This window comes from Devosia neptuniae, assembly GCF_025452235.1.
GTDB lineage: Bacteria > Pseudomonadota > Alphaproteobacteria > Rhizobiales > Devosiaceae > Devosia.
In genome coordinates this window covers 3,778,225-3,794,427 of sequence record NZ_CP104965.1, presented here as the reverse complement: position 1 = coordinate 3,794,427, position 16,203 = coordinate 3,778,225, and the positions used below count along the sequence as shown (strand labels likewise).

18 protein-coding genes and 2 tRNA genes are annotated in these 16,203 nt (G+C 62.6%); 12 read left to right on the top strand and 8 right to left on the bottom strand.

Translation table 11 applies throughout. The features are described from left to right. The first annotated feature begins 79 nt into the window (after positions 1 to 79). The 8 genes from recJ to N8A98_RS21380 all read left to right on the top strand — a co-directional run bounded on the left by recJ (position 80) and on the right by N8A98_RS21380 (position 8,447). Positions 80 to 1,870 (top strand): single-stranded-DNA-specific exonuclease RecJ, encoded by a 1,791-nt coding sequence (gene recJ / locus N8A98_RS21415; protein ID WP_262168347.1) that lies wholly within the window; start codon positions 80 to 82, stop codon positions 1,868 to 1,870. Between the two features lie 88 nt (positions 1,871 to 1,958). Further along, a complete protein-coding gene (locus N8A98_RS21410) occupies positions 1,959 to 2,198 on the top strand; it encodes a DUF1365 domain-containing protein (protein WP_262168346.1) in 240 nt (79 codons plus the stop codon). An 85-nt stretch (positions 2,199 to 2,283) separates the two neighbouring features. Then, entirely contained in the window at positions 2,284 to 3,519 is a 1,236-nt protein-coding gene (locus tag N8A98_RS21405) for an SAM-dependent methyltransferase (protein WP_113122918.1), read from the top strand. A 91-nt stretch (positions 3,520 to 3,610) separates the two neighbouring features. After that, on the top strand, positions 3,611 to 4,570 hold the full coding sequence (locus tag N8A98_RS21400; RefSeq protein ID WP_262168344.1) for an ABC transporter substrate-binding protein: 960 nt from the start codon (positions 3,611 to 3,613) through the stop codon (positions 4,568 to 4,570). A gap of 3 nt (positions 4,571 to 4,573) precedes the next feature. Then, positions 4,574 to 5,536 carry an ABC transporter substrate-binding protein gene (locus N8A98_RS21395; RefSeq protein ID WP_262168342.1) on the top strand — a complete coding sequence of 321 codons (963 nt, stop codon included), beginning with the start codon at positions 4,574 to 4,576 and terminating at the stop codon, positions 5,534 to 5,536. Then, positions 5,533 to 6,564: a FecCD family ABC transporter permease gene (locus N8A98_RS21390; protein ID WP_262168341.1), complete on the top strand. Its 1,032-nt coding sequence runs from the start codon at positions 5,533 to 5,535 to the stop codon at positions 6,562 to 6,564. The genes N8A98_RS21395 and N8A98_RS21390 overlap by 4 nt, the downstream gene beginning before the upstream one ends. Then, entirely contained in the window at positions 6,561 to 7,616 is a 1,056-nt protein-coding gene (locus tag N8A98_RS21385) for a FecCD family ABC transporter permease (protein WP_262168339.1), read from the top strand. Before N8A98_RS21390 ends, N8A98_RS21385 begins: the two co-directional genes overlap by 4 nt. A 15-nt stretch (positions 7,617 to 7,631) precedes the next feature. Next, entirely contained in the window at positions 7,632 to 8,447 is an 816-nt protein-coding gene (locus N8A98_RS21380; protein ID WP_262168337.1) for an ABC transporter ATP-binding protein, read from the top strand. Here N8A98_RS21380 and N8A98_RS21375 read toward each other — a convergent pair. Further along, positions 8,444 to 9,118, bottom strand: coding sequence for a permease (locus tag N8A98_RS21375; protein WP_262168336.1), 675 nt, complete (start codon positions 9,116 to 9,118; stop codon positions 8,444 to 8,446). The genes N8A98_RS21380 and N8A98_RS21375 overlap by 4 nt on opposite strands. A gap of 184 nt (positions 9,119 to 9,302) precedes the next feature. On the opposite strand from N8A98_RS21375, the gene N8A98_RS21370 reads away from it, so the two are divergent. Beyond that, positions 9,303 to 9,542, top strand: a complete 240-nt coding sequence (locus N8A98_RS21370) for a hypothetical protein (protein WP_113122911.1) — start codon at positions 9,303 to 9,305, stop codon at positions 9,540 to 9,542. On the opposite strand, the gene N8A98_RS21365 is transcribed toward N8A98_RS21370, so the two are convergent. After that, entirely contained in the window at positions 9,524 to 9,793 is a 270-nt protein-coding gene (locus N8A98_RS21365; RefSeq protein ID WP_262168334.1) for a hypothetical protein, read from the bottom strand. The two genes, N8A98_RS21370 and N8A98_RS21365, sit on opposite strands and share 19 nt — an antisense overlap. Before the next feature lie 1,345 nt (positions 9,794 to 11,138). Here N8A98_RS21365 and N8A98_RS21360 point away from each other — a divergent pair. Beyond that, on the top strand, positions 11,139 to 12,266 hold the full coding sequence (locus N8A98_RS21360; RefSeq protein ID WP_262168333.1) for an acyltransferase family protein: 1,128 nt from the start codon (positions 11,139 to 11,141) through the stop codon (positions 12,264 to 12,266). 20 nt (positions 12,267 to 12,286) lie between these two features. Here the strand turns inward: N8A98_RS21360 and N8A98_RS21355 are convergent, their stop codons facing one another. The 5 genes from N8A98_RS21355 to N8A98_RS21335 all read right to left on the bottom strand — a co-directional run bounded on the left by N8A98_RS21355 (position 12,287) and on the right by N8A98_RS21335 (position 14,139). After that, positions 12,287 to 12,610, bottom strand: a complete 324-nt coding sequence (locus N8A98_RS21355) for a hypothetical protein (protein WP_262168331.1) — start codon at positions 12,608 to 12,610, stop codon at positions 12,287 to 12,289. A 210-nt stretch (positions 12,611 to 12,820) separates the two neighbouring features. Next, positions 12,821 to 12,895: transfer RNA gene (locus N8A98_RS21350), tRNA-Glu, on the bottom strand. Positions 12,896 to 12,945: 50 nt separating this feature from the next. Further along, positions 12,946 to 13,020 (bottom strand) — tRNA-Glu (locus N8A98_RS21345). A gap of 72 nt (positions 13,021 to 13,092) precedes the next feature. Next, a complete protein-coding gene (locus N8A98_RS21340) occupies positions 13,093 to 13,569 on the bottom strand; it encodes a YcbK family protein (protein ID WP_113122897.1) in 477 nt (158 codons plus the stop codon). A 153-nt stretch (positions 13,570 to 13,722) separates the two neighbouring features. After that, the gene (locus tag N8A98_RS21335) at positions 13,723 to 14,139 is read right to left on the bottom strand and encodes a VOC family protein (RefSeq protein ID WP_113122896.1); all 417 of its coding nucleotides are present in this window, start codon (positions 14,137 to 14,139) and stop codon (positions 13,723 to 13,725) included. A 271-nt stretch (positions 14,140 to 14,410) separates the two neighbouring features. Here N8A98_RS21335 and N8A98_RS21330 point away from each other — a divergent pair, with 271 nt between their 5' ends. Together N8A98_RS21330 and N8A98_RS21325 are read left to right on the top strand one after the other, a co-directional pair. Next, positions 14,411 to 14,956, top strand: a complete 546-nt coding sequence (locus tag N8A98_RS21330) for a cold-shock protein (protein WP_262172103.1) — start codon at positions 14,411 to 14,413, stop codon at positions 14,954 to 14,956. A gap of 10 nt (positions 14,957 to 14,966) precedes the next feature. Next, positions 14,967 to 15,452: a DUF192 domain-containing protein gene (locus N8A98_RS21325; protein WP_262168329.1), complete on the top strand. Its 486-nt coding sequence runs from the start codon at positions 14,967 to 14,969 to the stop codon at positions 15,450 to 15,452. Here N8A98_RS21325 and trhA read toward each other — a convergent pair. Then, positions 15,449 to 16,135 (bottom strand): PAQR family membrane homeostasis protein TrhA, encoded by a 687-nt coding sequence (gene trhA, locus N8A98_RS21320; protein WP_262168327.1) that lies wholly within the window; start codon positions 16,133 to 16,135, stop codon positions 15,449 to 15,451. The genes N8A98_RS21325 and trhA overlap by 4 nt on opposite strands. Positions 16,136 to 16,203 lie beyond the last annotated feature (68 nt).

Below are 16,203 nucleotides of genomic sequence, written 5' to 3'. Positions count from 1 at the left end.
CCTGCGGGGCACCTTCTCCCTCAAGGGGAGAAGGAAGAGGGGACTTCCCCCGCTCCCCTAAATCGCCTACCTCTCGCCCATGCTCGAAGCGCCTCGCCCTTTTCTTGACGTCAGCCGTTCGGTCACCGGTCGCGCCTGGACGGATCGTCTCGATGGCAATGCCACGCGCATGGCCACCGCCATCGCCCAGCGCAGCGGCATTTCGGAAATCCTGGCCCGCATCATCGCCGCTCGCGAGGTGACGCTGGAGGATGCCGAAAAGCACCTCGATCCCACCATTCGCGGCCTGATGCCTGACCCATCCACGCTCACCGCCATGGATGCCCTGGCCGATCGCCTCGCCAAGGCCATTGCCGATAACGAAACCATCGCCCTATTCGGCGATTACGACGTGGACGGCGCCTGTTCCTGCGCCCTGATGGCCCGCTATCTCAACCATTTCGGCATCAATCCGCAGGTGCACATCCCCGACCGCATCTTCGAAGGCTACGGCCCCAATAGCGCGGCCATGGACAAGTTGATCGATGGCGGCGCCAGCCTCATCATCACACTCGATTGCGGCACCACCAGCGACGCCCCCATCGCCCACGCCCGCGCCCGCGGCGCCGATGTGCTGGTCATCGACCACCACCTGTCCGATCACGACCTGCCCAACGCCACTGCGCTGGTCAATCCCAACCGGCCCGACGACATTTCGGGCCTGGGCTATCTCTGCGCCGCCGGCGTGACCTTCATGGTGCTGGTCGCCGTCAACCGCGCGCTGCGTCTGCGCGGCGACACCGGCTTGCCCGACCTGCTCAAGCTGCTTGATCTCGTCGCCCTCGCCACAATCTGCGACGTGGTGCCTCTGGTCGGCCTCAACCGCGCTTTCGTGGTGCGCGGCCTCGAAGTCGCCCGCCGCGGCGACAACAAGGGCATTGCCGCACTGGCTCTTGCCGCTCGCGTCAGCGGCCCGCTCAATCCCTACCACCTGGGCTTCCTCGTCGGCCCGCGCATCAATGCCGGCGGCCGCATCGGCAATGCCGCCATGGGCACCGAATTGCTGACGGTCGATGACGAACATCACGCGCTCGCCCTCGCCGCACGGCTGGACGAACTCAATTCCGAACGCCAACGCATCGAGATCGAAGCCGTCGAAGAAGCCGCCGCCGTCGCCGAAATGGAAATCGGCAGCGGGGAGGGGCCGCCCGTACTGGTCCTCGCCTCCGCCAATTGGCACCCCGGCGTGGTCGGCCTCATCGCCGCCCGGCTGCGCGAGCGCTTCGAACGCCCCACCTTCGCCATCGCCCTGCAGCCCGACGGCACCGGCACCGGCTCGGGCCGCTCCATGCCCGGCGTCGATCTGGGCCGCGCCGTCATCGAGGCGGTCGAAACCGGCCTCATCGCCAAGGGCGGCGGCCACGCCATGGCGGCCGGCGTCACCATCAAGCCGGGCCAGCTCGGCCCATTCCGCTCGTTCCTGGCCCAGGCGCTCTCGCTCGATGTCACCGCCGCCCGCGCCATGACCGCGCTCAAGATCGACGCGGCCCTTACCGCACGCGGCGCCACGGTCGATCTCATCCACGATATCGAGCGGGCCGGCCCCTATGGCTCGGGCAATCCCAATCCGGTCTTCGCCTTCCCCGCGCACCGGGCCAAATTCCCCCAAATCGTGGGCAAGGGCGGCCATGTCAGCTTCACCCTGACGTCGGGCGATGGCGCCCGCCTCAAAGCCATCGCCTTCCGCGCCGCCAACACCCCCATTGGCGATGCGCTATTGCGCGAAACCGACACCGCCTTCCACTTCGCCGGCGGCCTCTCCATCGATCATTATCAGGGCCGCGAACAGGTCCAGTTCCGCCTGACCGACCTGGCCCGGCCCAAGGGCTGACGGCCGTTTCGCTGAATTTGAAACCGCCCACGGTGTCATTCCGGCGCAGGCCGGAATCCATGCTGAAGGCCGTCCCGGGGCTGGATGTGTGCTGATCACCACGGACCTGGATCCCGGCCTGCGCCGGGATGACACCGTGGGTAAGGATGGCTTTGAGCAAGCGCCGCGAAAAGGGCGGGTGAGTCGTGGCTCGGCCCACTCCAGCAGCATTTTCAGTGCTTTGACCCACCCGCCATCCGGCGTGACCCAGTTGAAACTGCTGCTTGCATATCCATTTATGACAGCTAAAGTAGTCATGGGCATGCACTGGGAAGCACTGGTTTTGTAGCTCAAAGGTATGCCGCCGACGCTTGAATTCAGGCGACAGCTGAGGAGCCGCCGCCAAGCTTTTCGATATTTGGACCAGCGGCTCAATGACCAAAACAGCAGTTGAGAATACCGGCCCCGGCACCACGCCGTGGACTCATTTTGTATCTTGGCTCGTGGAGCGCATCGGCGTTGCGCTGATCGGGCATCCCCGCCACGGCGGCATTACCGTCATTTTTCCCAATGGTCGCACCAGAACCGTCGGCAGCCCCGCAACGGGCGAGCACGCGGTGCTGCGGCTCAACAATTTCAAGGTGCTGACCGAAGCCATGCAGCGCGGTACGGTCGGCTTTGCCGCCGCCTATATGCGCGGCGATATCGAGGTCGATGACCTGACGGCGCTGTTCCGTTTCTTCCTGCAGAATCGCGACATGTTCGAAAGCGCCAATCCAGGCTTTTTCCGCCGCGCTGCCGGCGACCTGCATTACCATCTGTCGCGCCGCAATACGCTCGAAGGCTCCAAGAAGAACATTGCCGAGCACTATGATCTCGGCAACGACTTCTACGGCATGTGGCTCGACCCCTCGATGACCTATTCCTCGGCGGTCTTCACCTCCGGCGATCAAAGCCTCGAGGAAGCCCAACTGGCCAAATACCACCGCGTGGCCGATATGGCCGGCATTACCGCGGGCTCCTCGGTGCTCGAGATCGGCTGCGGCTGGGGTGGCTTTGCCGAAACCGTCGCGCGTGACTACAAGGCTAATCTGCGCGGCATCACCCTCTCGGCCGAACAGCTCAAATATGGCCAGGAGCGCTTGGCCAAGCAGGGGCTGGACCAGTTCGCCACCCTGGTGTTCGAGGATTATCGTCACACCGAAGGCCAGTTCGACCATATCGGCTCCATCGAAATGATCGAGGCCGTGGGTGAGGACAATTGGCCCAGCTATTTCCAGACTGTGCATGATCGGCTCAAGCCCGGCGGTACGGCGGCAATTCAGGCCATCACCATCAACGAAGCCGATTTCGACGGCTATCGTTCCGGCCCCGATTTCATCCAGCGCTACATCTTCCCCGGCGGCATGCTGCTGACCAAGACGGTGATGCGCGAATTCGGCGACAAGGTCGGCCTGGTGCTCGAAAATGTGGAGAATTTCCGCCTGTCTTACGCCAAGACCCTCAAGCTGTGGCGCGAGCGGTTCCTTGAACGCTGGCCGATGATTGCCCCGCTCGGCTATGACGAGGAATTCAAGCGCAAGTGGGTCTATTACCTCAGCTATTGCGAGGCCGGCTTCACCGAAGGCTCGATCGACGTCGGCATCTACCAATACCGCAAACCCGCGTGATCGGGCGGGTTTTGCCAAACATGACTTGACCTCTCATGTTTGCGCCCGTTAGGTAGCCCCGTTTCGCCACCACGCGACGGAGCTGCCGATCATGATCAGAGTCTCGTTGCGCCTCGCTCTCCTGGCGCTGTTCCTGTCGCTGTCTGCCACCGCTTTCGCGGCCGGCTGGAGCTATACCGATGGCACCGGCAAGACGGTCACGCTCGACGCCATTCCCGCCCGCATCATCGCCAGCCAGGACGCGGCAGCCGGGCTGATCCCGCTCGGCATTCGCCCGGTCGGCATTTATGCCGATAGTCCCGTGGCCGATGCCAAGGCCCTGCAGGGGCTCGACCTCACCGGCATCGAAATCATCGGCCAGAGCTGGGGCGAAATCGACATCGAAAAAGCTGCCGCGCTGCAGCCCGATCTCATCGTCGCCGAATATTGGCCCGTCTCCGGCGAATGGAGCGGCGGCAACAAGCTGGCCGGCCCCGATAGCCCGCTGAGTGCCCTGGCGCCAATAACCGGCGTCACCGTCGGCGAATCCGTCATCGCCATCATCGAGGATTACGAAACCCTGGCGCAAAGCCTGGGCGCCGATCTGGCCAATTCCGATATCGCTGCCGAACGCGCCCGCTTCGAAGCCGCGCGGGACGCCTTTAAGGCCGCCATATCAGCCAAGCCCGGCCTCACCGCCCTGGCCGCCTTTGCCGGCAACGATGCACTCTACATCGCCACCCCGCATGGCAGTTCCGAACTCACCGATTTCCAGACCTGGGGCCTCGACATCATCGTGCCGGACGCCATCGACCAGCACGGCTATTTCGAAAATATCAGCTGGGAAAATGCCGACAAATACCAACCCGACCTGATCATGCTGGACAATCGCACCAGCACCCAGCTGCAGATCGCCCAGGCCCAGCCCACCTGGACCAGTATCAAAGCCGCCGCTGCCGGCGCCGTCACCGAATGGCCGGCCTATTGGCTGCGCAATTACGGCGCCTATGCCGGCGCGCTCGACAAGCTGACCGCAGCCATCAAAGCCGCCGACGCGAACCTTTCGGAGTAAGCGATGCACACCGCGCTCAAGACCCTGCTCGCCCTCGTGCTCGCGGCGTCGCCCCTGGCGGCCCATGCCGAGTCCTGGACCTATACCGATGGCGCCGGCGAAACGATCACGCTCGACGCCGTACCCCAGCGCATTATCGCCACCGAGGACGCCGCCGCCGCGCTCATTCCCCTGGGCATCCGCCCCGTCGGCATCATCGCCAGCAGCCAGCCCCAGGAATCGCGGGCGCTGCAGGGGCTCGATCTCACCGGCATCGAAATGGTCGGCGTCGCCTATAACGAAGTCGACATCGAAAAAGCCGCCATGCTGCAACCCGACCTGGTGATTGCCGAATATTGGCCCGGCGACCGCGAATGGGGCGGCGGCCCTGCCGTCACGGGCCAGGATGGCCAGCTGCGCGCCCTGGCCCCGGTCACCGGCCCGGCCCAGCTCGATAGCGTCGTCGGCCTGATCGAAGAATACGAGAAGCTCGCCACGAGCTTCGGCGCCGATCTGTCGACCCCCGCAATCGCTGCTGCCAAAGCCAATTTCGAGCGCGCCCGCGACGCCTTCTCCGCCGCCGCCAAAGCCAAGCCAAATCTGACCGCCCTGGCCGTATGGGCCGGCGATGACGGGCTATGGGTTGCCGCGCCCGAAGGCTCCGCCGAATTGATGGATCTCAAGCGCTGGGGCCTGGGCTTCCTCAAAACCGGGCTCAACCCCGATAGCGGCTATTGGGAAACCGTCAGCTGGGAACGCTCCGACACCTACCAGCCCGACATAATCCTGATCGACAATCGCAAGCCGACCAATCGCGCCAGCGCCGAGGCTAAGCCCACCTGGACCGCCATGAAAGCCGCCGCGGCCGGCGCCATCGGCGAATGGCCGGCCTATTGGCTGCGCAATTACAGTGCTTACGCCGGCGAGTTGGACAAGCTCACCGCCGTGGTCGCGGCCGCCGACGAGAACCTGACCACCGCGCAATGACCGTTTCCGCGCCGACATTCGACGCCCGCCGCGGCGTGCCTCTCCTGCTCGGCCTCCTCGGGCTCGTGGCCATCGTGCTGTGCGTCGCCTTCCTGTCGATCACCGTCGGCGCCCGACCCGTGACCCTCGACACTGTCTGGGCGGCCCTGACCGCCTACAATCCCGACTCCACCGATCACCGCATCATCTGGGAATTGCGACTGCCGCGCACAGTGATCGGCTTATTGGTCGGCGCCGCTTTGGGCCTGGCCGGTGCCGTACTGCAAGGCGCCACCCGCAATCCGCTGGCCGATCCATCCATCCTGGGCATCCACGCCGGCGCTGCGCTCTTTGTCGTGCTGGGCGTCGCCATCCTGGGCATCAGCCAGCTCAGCATCTATGTCTGGTTGGCCTTTGCCGGGGCAGGGGCGGCTATGCTGATTGTTTACGCCGTCGCCTCGCTGGGCCGGGAAGGCGCCACGCCGATCAAACTGGCGCTGGCTGGCGCGGCCATGACGGCGGCGCTGCAATCGGTCATCAGCGCCATCCTGCTCACCAGCCCCCGCACGCTCGATGAGGTCCGCTTCTGGCAGGTTGGGTCGCTGGCCGGCCGCAACATGGATATCGTCATCCAGGTCGCGCCCTTCCTCGCCGTCGGCATCGTGCTGGCTCTGGCCTCCGCCCGCCTGCTCGATGGCCTCTCCATGGGCGAAGATGTCGCCCGCGCCTTGGGCCAGCGCATAGGCCTCTCCCGCGCCATTGCCGGCCTTGCCGCCGTGGTCCTGGCCGGCGCCTCTACTGCCGCCGCCGGCCCCATCGCCTTTGTCGGTCTCACCGTGCCCCATGTGGCGCGCGCGATAACCGGCCCGAATTACCGCTGGATATTGCCCTATTCCATGCTGCTGGCGCCGATTCTGCTGCTCGGCGCCGATGTGCTGGGGCGCGTCCTCGCCCCGCCCGGCGAAGTGCAGGTCGGCATCGTCACCGCCTTTCTCGGCGCGCCCTTCTTCATCGCGCTGGTGCGCCGCCGCAAGCTCGCCTCGCTATGAGTATCGCCCCCGCCCCATCCGCAGCGGTCCATGCCATTCGCGGCCGCCTCGCCACCCGCCGGCGCAACGTCACGGTGGGCCTTGCCGTCGCGCTAGCCCTGGCCTTCGCGCTCGCACTCTATCTCGGCGATTTCCCCGTCGTCCCGCTCGATGTGTTGCGCTCGCTGCTTTCCCCGCTGACCGGCGAGGTCAACAAGGGCGTCGATTTCATCGTGCTCAATGTGCGCGTCCCACGCGCCGTGCTGGCCGTGCTCACCGGCATGTCCTTCGCTTTGTCCGGAATCATTTTCCAAACATTGCTGCGTAACCCATTGGCCAGCCCCGACATTATCGGTATCTCACACGGCGCCAGCGCCTCGGCCGTGTTCTGCATTATCGTGCTGGGCCTGTCCGGGCTCTGGGTTTCGGTCGGCGCCTTTGCCGGTGCTGTGCTGACGGCTCTGGCCATCTATGGCCTCGCCTGGCGCAATGGCGTCACCGCCTATCGCGTGGTGCTGATCGGCATCGGCATGGCCGCCATCATGGGCGCCGTCATGTCCTATCTCTTCACGCGGGCCCGCCTGTTCGAAGTCCAGCAAGCCCTGGCCTGGCTGATCGGCAGCCTCAACGCCGCCAATCCCGGCGATATCTACCCGCTCGCCATGGCGCTCGTCGTGCTCATCCCGCTGACCATCGCATTGGTGCGCACGCTCGACGCCATGCAATTGGGCGACGACACCGCCACCGCGCTCGGCGCCCGCGTCGAATTCTCCCGGCTGGGCCTGATCCTGGCCGCCGTCGGCTACGCCGCCTTTGCCACCGCCGCCGTCGGCCCGGTAAGCTTTGTCGCCTTCGTCGCCGGCCCGATTGCCCGCCGCCTGCTCAACGGCGCCGGCAATGGCTTCCTGCAAGCCGCGCTGGTCGGCGCGCTGGTCATGCTGGGGTCCGACATGGTCGCCCAACACGCATTGCCATCCATTCAATTGCCCGTCGGCGTCGTCACCGGCGTTTTCGGGGCGCTGTTCCTGCTCTGGCTGCTCATCGCATCCAATCGGGCAGGCCGGGTCAACTAATGCCGGGAGACACACATGTCCGCTGAACACCAATTTATCGCCGCCGGCATGGATCTGGGCTATGGCGACCGCCAGGTCGTGTCCGATTTCAACCTGGCCATTCCGCCCGGCAAGCTCACGGTCATTGTCGGCGCCAATGCCTGCGGCAAGTCCACCGTGCTACGCGGCATGGCCCGGCTGCTGGCGCCCACGCGCGGCGCGGTCTATCTCGATGGCAAGCCCATCCACACCATGCCGACCCGCGAAGTCGCGACCATCCTCGGCGTGCTGCCGCAATCGCCCATCGCCCCCGACGCCATCGTCGTTGCCGATCTGGTCGGCCGTGGCCGCTATCCCCATCAAGGCTGGTTCCGCCGCTGGACCCCCGAGGATGACGCTGCGGTCGCCGAAGCCCTGCGCGCCACCGACACGCTCGAACTGGCTGATCGCCCCGTCGACGAGCTCTCCGGCGGCCAGCGCCAGCGCGTCTGGATCGCCATGGCCTTGGCCCAGCAAACCGATCTGCTGCTGCTCGACGAGCCGACCACCTTCCTCGACATCAACCACCAGGTCGAAGTCCTCGACCTGCTGACCGATCTGGTCCGCAACAATGGCCGCACAATCGTCGTCGTGCTGCACGACCTGAACCTGGCCTGCCGCTATGCCGACCACATCGTTGCCATGAAAGCCGGCCGCCTCGTGGCCGAAGGCAGGCCCTCCGAAGTCATGACCGAAGCCATCGTCGCCGAAATCTTCGGCATGGCCTCCCGCGTGGTCATCGACCCCATCTCCGACACCCCCATGATCGTACCCATCGGCCGCCACCATATCGGAGCGAAGACGGCGGCTTAGGCCGGCGCCATAATCGTCCAAGCCGTCAGCACCAGCACGACCAGCACCGCGACAAATCCAAGCGCAATAGCCCCGCTGGCGTTCAGCAGCGCTCGCGGACGGCCAAGGCGGCCATCCAGCAAAAGCCAGGCAGTCTCCGCGCCCACATACCAGATCAGGCCCGCAACAAAGGCCGCAAGGCTCGCGACAACAGCCGCCACATTGGAATGCTGCGCAATGATCACCGCCAGATCGATCGACAGGATGAACGGCGCCGCCGCGTAGCACTGGCTATAAAACGCCGGCTTCAATGTCCGGCGGGTCAGCTTGGCGCCACGCCGCCGCACATCTTGCAGCGCCAGCAGCAACGGGAACAGGCTGAAGGCGATGGCGCGGAAGAACAGCAGATTGCGCTCGTCCGCAAATACATCCGGCAACACCACCTTGGTCGCCACGCCGAAGCGCAGCTCGATCAGATGCGCGATGAATAGCGTCAGCAGCAGGAAAATCGGCGGGCTGAGTGCATCGTCATATTGCTCGGCCTCGGCGTCACCCAGCTCGGTGCTGGCATAGTTCATCATCCGCACCGGATGCCGCAGACAGCGCCACAGCGTCAGGGGATAGAACAAGATCCAGGTGACGAGTTCGTAGAGCAATTCCTCTACGGACTTGAGCAGGCGCATGAAATCCACGCCCGATCCTCCCTCGCTGCGGTCCTGATAGCTATGCGATGCCAGCCGCTTTCAGGCAACGGGAAAGGGGCGGCCCTCCGCCCTGTGGAAACTCGCATTCGAATAAAATCGCCACTCCGGCTTTGACAGCTCGGGAACCAGATCAGGGCAACCTGTTCGTGCGGCTACCTACAACGAGGCCGCCATGCTCAAGCACAATCTTCCCGATCCCCGCTATGAATGCGTCCGCGACCATCTCGAGCAGGCGCTGGCCATTGCGCCCAGGGCGCCGGACGCTGCGCCCCTACGCGTCCATATCGGGGTCGCGCTAGAAGCGGCGATCGAGCTGGCCTACCGCCCCCGGCCGGAGGATGACACGCTGCAGCTGTTTGAAACCGACCGTGTGCCGCGCACCGCGCCGCGACATCAACGCCGGCCGTTGTAGGTCCCTGGAAGAGAGATATTGGAGGACACCGCGCCTTCAACTTCCCCGGCGGCCGAGGCCAGCTCAATCGAAACCACCGCATGCGCCATGAAGGACACCAGGGTCATCATCGAGGGGGAATAGTGGGAATCGCGCCGTTGCACCTGCAGATAGCCCAGGTCCCGCAACGTATTGCACAGCGTGGTCAGGTCCCGCCCGTCTTCTACAGTGACCAGATCGCCAGCGAGTGTCCGTATCTTGAAGATCGCCATTTCTGCCCCCGACACAAAGCTTGGCAGCTACAGGCGTAGCGGCCATTCTTCAGATCCGAGAGACGTGACATCAGGGCCATTCTCTCGTGGGCGTTCCCAGAAATCTGGGCTCAACAAATATTGAGCACGAATCTGCTGCATTAACCACAGAAAAATGCGGACGTCGCGCTGCAAGCTGCTCACTTTCACTATTGTTGAACACACGCTTGCTGCGGTTCCTAAACATTGAAGTGAATGGGCGCTGGTGCAATGGCCCGAGGGGTAACTGCGCTCGAATTGACAACGATCGTCCGGACCGATCTTCTGACCTCATTACCTTGGGGGACATCATGAAGAAGATTATTGCGGCCGTGTTTGCACTCGCGCTGACAGCTACACCCAGCTTTGCGGCTAGCTACACATTGAAACTCACGATCGCCCCTTACAGTGGTGACATTAGCAAGATTTGGGTGACGGGTGGGACTGTTGAGGGGGAGCCGTGCGGGTGGCAGAGCGCGACTCTTTGCGTCAAGACGATCACTCTGCCCGACGGCGTCTGTCGCGCCGACCTCACCGTAACTGGATTCGGGAGGGGACGGGCGCGCACTGAGGTAAATTGGTGTGCCAGCGGCGGCACTGTCGAGATGTCAGTAAGTTAGACAGAACGTTCACACAACTGCATGTGAAGCTCGCCTTGGCGTGCAGCCCAGCTTGGCTGCAGCTCGCTCGCGCTTGTCGCAATCATACAAATGGGGGGTGATCCCCCGCATGCCCGTCGCAAGTAAATTTGTGCTTGTTCATTTGAAGACAATATCTGTACTGTCAAATATTGGCGCTGAACGGCCTGCATATTGACATGACAAATGCAAGACCATGTGCAGATGTATTTGAGTGGTTTCGCAATAGCGGCGCTATGCTTGCAGCTATTCGTGCCATTCTCTGACCAGCCAAGCTTTTCGAGCGTGAAGGTCTGCCCGCCATTGGGTGGAAATATCCGGCGGAAGACCTGACCGACAAATACTGGGGGCCGACAAGGAGCGGCGATCTCGGGCATAAACGACATCAACAACAGGCGGCGGCAAACAGGATGCGAGGAGAATGCTATGTTCGGCAGATGCGACATTCGGCCCGAATTCAAAGTCACCTGCAGTATCTCTGATCTCGACACTGGCCGACCGGCCCTTTGCCAGGGAAGGCTTCTAGCCGGATTAGGCGAGCTCGCCGACCTTCTCGACAGTCTCGAAGTGGGTCTGGAAAGGGTCGGTGGTGAGCCTGAAATGACGCAGATGCGCCATGGCTAGCAGCCCTTCGATAGCCGCAGCAGGTCGGGCCTTCTGTTGGCGCCCGGTTCGGTTTGTCACGACCAGTGAGGTCTGAGGTGCAAGCAAGATCTGGACGGCTCGAATATGTCGAAACTATCCGTGGCCTGGCCTGCCTGCTGCTCGTCGCCTTCCACGTTACCGGCACCAATCTCACTGACGGTCTGATGCTGGATCAATGGCACCCGTTGCGCGTAGTCAATGATGGGCTCGATAATTCGCGCATGCCCATCTTTTCCTTTATCTCCGGCTTTGTGTTGAGCGCGGCCATTGTCAGCGTCAGCCAGTGGCAGGGGGCTATGCTCAGCAAGGTAAAACGCCTGCTTGTACCCATGGCGGTAGTAAGCGCCATCTTTTACGCCATGCGGGCGTTAGCGGATTACGATCAGCAGCCGTTCCTGTCCATTTTCTTCGTCCAATACGCCCACTATTGGTTCCTGCAGGCCACATTCGTGCTGACGGCGCTGCTCCTCACCGTGAGCCTCCTGCTCAAGGGGCGTAGCGACCTAGCGGCCGTAGTGCTGCTTGTATTTTTTGTGCCGTTTTTCATTTTCGTCGGGCGCTGGGAACCCAACGTTATGTCGATGTTCCAGGGGAGCTATCTGGCGCCTTTCTTCCTTTCAGGGCACCTGTTCGCCTATTATTTACGCCACCGGACGCGACGCGATGAGGGAGACCTGCCGGCCTGGCTGACCGTCGTCTTGGGCGTGCTTCTGGCGCTGCTGCTTGTCGTCAACACCGCATTGGTCCTCGAACTGCTCCACCTGCCGCGACCGATCGTCAATGTCCATCGGGTCATCCTCGGGCTGTGCAGCGCGCTGTTCCTGTTCCTGTTCAAGCCCCGGTCCAAAATCCTGTTCTATTTCGGGACCCACACCTACGCCATCTTCCTGTTTCATGTGATTTTCACGGGTACCACGCGGGAGGTGTTCCAGAAACTCTGGCCCGCCATGCCGCCCGAGCTGATCTTCCTGCCGGCATTCCTCATGGGCCTGTTCGGACCCATTCTCATCGAAAAGCTGGCACTCAAAACCGATCTGACGGCTTTGCTATTGCTCGGTATAGACCTCAAGGCCCAACGGCATAAAGCTGCGCGCCGAAAAGAGGAGACGGCGCAGGCCGTTCCGGGCGCTTGGGCGCCCGTCATCCCAACAGCGCCCCGGGAGACGGGCTGAGGCACAGGCGTAGCCGATCCCTAGCGCGGCGCCAGCCTTTGGGCCCGCATGAAGGCAAGCTTGGCGACCAGCACGATGATCGTCGGCAGCAAAAGCGTGATTGCCGTATCCAGGATCGTCCCACGAACCTCGATCCCATTGCGCCGCGGCAGATCTCCGATCGCGTCAGACGCCTCATTGATCAGCTGTAATGCCAGTACCGCAAGCCACGGCCACCAGCTCCGCAACGGCACGCGGAAAATCAGCACACAGAGGAAGTACACGGTCAGACCCAGCAAAACATGCAGCGCCTGATCCGGAATGCCAGTCGCACCGCGAATAATGTCTTTGATTGCCTCGATCATGGGCAAGTTGCTCCGGAAATCAAAGGGGAACTATCCCATGCTCGCGCGCGCCCCATGATAGGACGATGGCTGAGTGCTTTGATTGTTTTGCCGCTCGGGGAGTGTAGAACAGAGAAGGCGGCGAGGCAGCCATTTTCTGCCAAGCTCTCACTATTTTCTCTGAAAATCACACAGATCAGGGAAGGGGGAAACCTGATCCCCTGGTTCGCTTGGTACGCCCAAGGGGAATCGAACCCCTGTTCCCGCCGTGAGAGGGCGGTGTCCTGACCGCTAGACGATGGGCGCGGAGCAAGGATCTCAGTGTTAGCTACTTGGCCAAACTTCAGCAAGAAGAATGGTACGCCCTAGGGGAATCGAACCCCTCTCTCCACCGTGAAAGGGTGGCGTCCTGACCGATAGACGAAGGGCGCCTAAGCGCTGGGTTCGTATAGTTGGGCCTCTCGTGATGCGCAACCCATTTGACGACATGAAAGTGACTTTTTTCAACAGCCTGAGAAAGTCACCGGGCGGTTGTAGCCGCGCGGCCGGTCGCGCACATCGACATGGATGAACTGGCGACCGGGATAGCAGCCCAGCCCGCCCACGCCGTCAACCCGCATGGCAAAGGCGATCAGCTCTTGCTTGGGCACGCCCGGAATGTAGAAATCGGCCGCCATGCATTTGGTATGGTAGGAACTGTCGGCGCCGCCGGCCGCCGAATTGTGTTGGCCGTCGCGATAGCCCGAATTCATGATGACCTTGCGCCCGAACCGTCCCTCGAATTCCCAAATCACGAATCTGAGCTTGGGGGTGATGCACAATGCATTCACCTCCCGGCTGGCGACGAACGTGCCCCAGTCATTGCGCTTGCCCGAATAGGCCGAGCCGCTCGAACTGGCGAACATGGCCATCGGCACGCAGGCTCCCAAAGTGAGCGAACAAACCACGGCAGCGGCAATGGGGCGGAGGAGGGGGTGCATCGGCGACTTCCTGGGACTGGTCCGTTGCAAATTCGCAACAGGCAATGCTCGGTCCTGTGAAGTCTCTAAAATACGATCGGTTTCGCTAACCTGCGGCTAACCCGGATGGTTAGCGAAACCTTAGCTTTAACGCGCGTCGGCGTTAGCAGTCCGTTACCATTTTCCGGTGTTTGGCATCGATAGCCATGGCTCCTGCGGGGGCAGAGTGCCCTCCTGAATCAGCTCCACGGAAATCCCGTCCGGCGAGCGCACGAATGCCATATGGCCATCGCGCGGCGGCCGGTTGATGGTGACGCCCATATCCGCAAGATGCTGGCAAAGCTTATAAATATCCTTCACCCGATAGGCCAGGTGCCCGAAATTGCGGCCGCCGGTATATTCCTCGGGGTCCCAATTATAAGTCAGCTCCACCTCGCCGCCCGCATCGCCCGGCGCGCGCAGGAAAATCAGCGTATACCGCCCCTTTTCGTTCTCCGTCCGCCGCACTTCCTCCAAGCCAAGTCCTTGACAATAAAAGCGAAGACTGTCCTCGACATTGGTAACGCGAACCATGGTGTGCAGAAACTGCATGGCATTTCTCCTGGGCAAAAACCGTTGGACCTTGGCCTACCAAGCATGCCGCCCCGCCGCAACCGGCGCCATGACCAACCGCGGTTAAACAAAATCGCAACACCTTCTTAACTTTTGGCGCTGAATCGGCCAGAGTGCTTGGGTGTGGAGTACCTCGCAGTAGCGAGTCGAGTATTTAAAGGGCTTTGGGACTATGGGGGCCAAGTTCAGCGGCGACGGCGATCAGCCCGTAACCCAATCGGGTGACGGCAGCGCGAGCGACCGTTCCGACATGTCGGTTCAGCCAGGCGAAGCGGGCCTCGATACGATCGAGATCACCGGCGCCATCAAATGGTTCGATGCCGGCAAGGGCTTTGGCTTCATCGTCCCCGACAATGGCATGGCCGATGTGCTGCTGCACGTCACCTGCCTGCGCCGCGACGGCTACCAGACCGCCCATGAAGGCGCGCGGATTGTCGTAGAGGCGCTCAACCGCCCCGGTGGCCTCCAGGCCTTCCGCATTGTTTCCATGGATGATTCCACCGCCCGCCACCCCGCGCAAATGCCGGCGCCACGCACTCATGTCGTGGTCGAGCCGACCTCGGGCATGGTTCGGCTCGAGGTGAAGTGGTTCAACCGCATTCGCGGCTTCGGCTTCCTGTCCGCCGGCGAGGGCACGCCCGATATTTTCGTGCATATGGAAACGCTGCGCCGCTTTGGCATTACCGAGCTGCGTCCGGGCCAATTCGTGCTGGTGCGCTACGGCAATGGCCCCAAGGGCCTTATGGTCGCCGAAATCCGGCCGGATAATTGGGGCGACGCACCGTCCTCGCACTAGGAATTTCAGCATGACCCTGTCTGCCCATCGGATCGGCTCCAACTTGCGCCGGGCTGGCATTGCCATGGCGGTCATTCTCGCCGCATCGCCCCTGGCCGCCTGCAGCGATGAAGGCAAGCTGGTGCTGCATTCATCGACCGGCGATTACAAGTTCAACGTGGAAGTGGTCGACACGGCGGAAAGCCGCGCGCAGGGGCTGATGTATCGCCAGGAACTGGCCGATGACGCCGGCATGCTGTTCGATTTCAAAGGCGAACAGCCAGTCTCTTTCTGGATGCGCAACACCTTCATCCCGCTCGACATGATCTTCGTGGATGCCAAGGGCGTGGTGAAAAACATCCATGTCAATGCCCGCCCGCACGACCCAACGGGCATTCCGTCCGACGGGCCGGTGCAATTCGTGCTGGAAATCCCTGGCGGCCGCTCGGTGGAAATCGGGCTCAAGCCCGGCGACACGATGGACCATCCGAGGGTCGGGGCGCCCGTCGCCAATTAGAGCCGGTGGATCACCATGCAATCGAGCACGGCCCATAGATGCAAGCTCGCGCCGGTGACTACGAAAACGTGCCACAGGGCATTCTGGAACTTCAGCCGTTCCCACAGGTGGAACACGATCCCCAAGGAATAGACCACGCCGCCGGCCAATATCAGCCACATCGTGCTGGCGGGCAGCGTCTGCGCCAGGGACTGAAACACCAGGATGCCGCTCCAGCCGATGGCCAGATAGAGCACGATGGCGAGCCGCCCAAAGCGCTGCGGCACGATCAGCTTGAGGGCGACGCCGACAAGGGAGGCCCCCCAGACGAAGCTGGTCATCACCATGCCGGCCGTGGTGCCGCCGATGACCGCAAGGAATGGCGTGTAAGTCCCTGCAATAAAAAGGAAGATCGCCGCCTGATCAAAGCGCGCCAACACCTGTTTGATCGGCGAAACCGGCCACATATTGTAAGCCAGCGATACGCCTAACACGGCGATCAGCGTTCCCACATAAAGCGATAGTGCTGGCACGGCCTCAGGCGCCGTGATGGTCGTGGCATAGGCCAGCAGGACAGAGCCAAGTGCAACCGCGACTACCAGGCCCAGCACGTGGACGGCACAGTCAACGACCAGTTCGGCAATCGTATAGGGCCGCTGCTGGCGGCTCCACCATGAATAGGTCGGCTTTACGATCGTTTGCACGCGTGAAGGCTCCTTGCCGGCATCGCGCCCGCAGATTTGAAGACTATCGCATCGTCAAGGCCGTACTA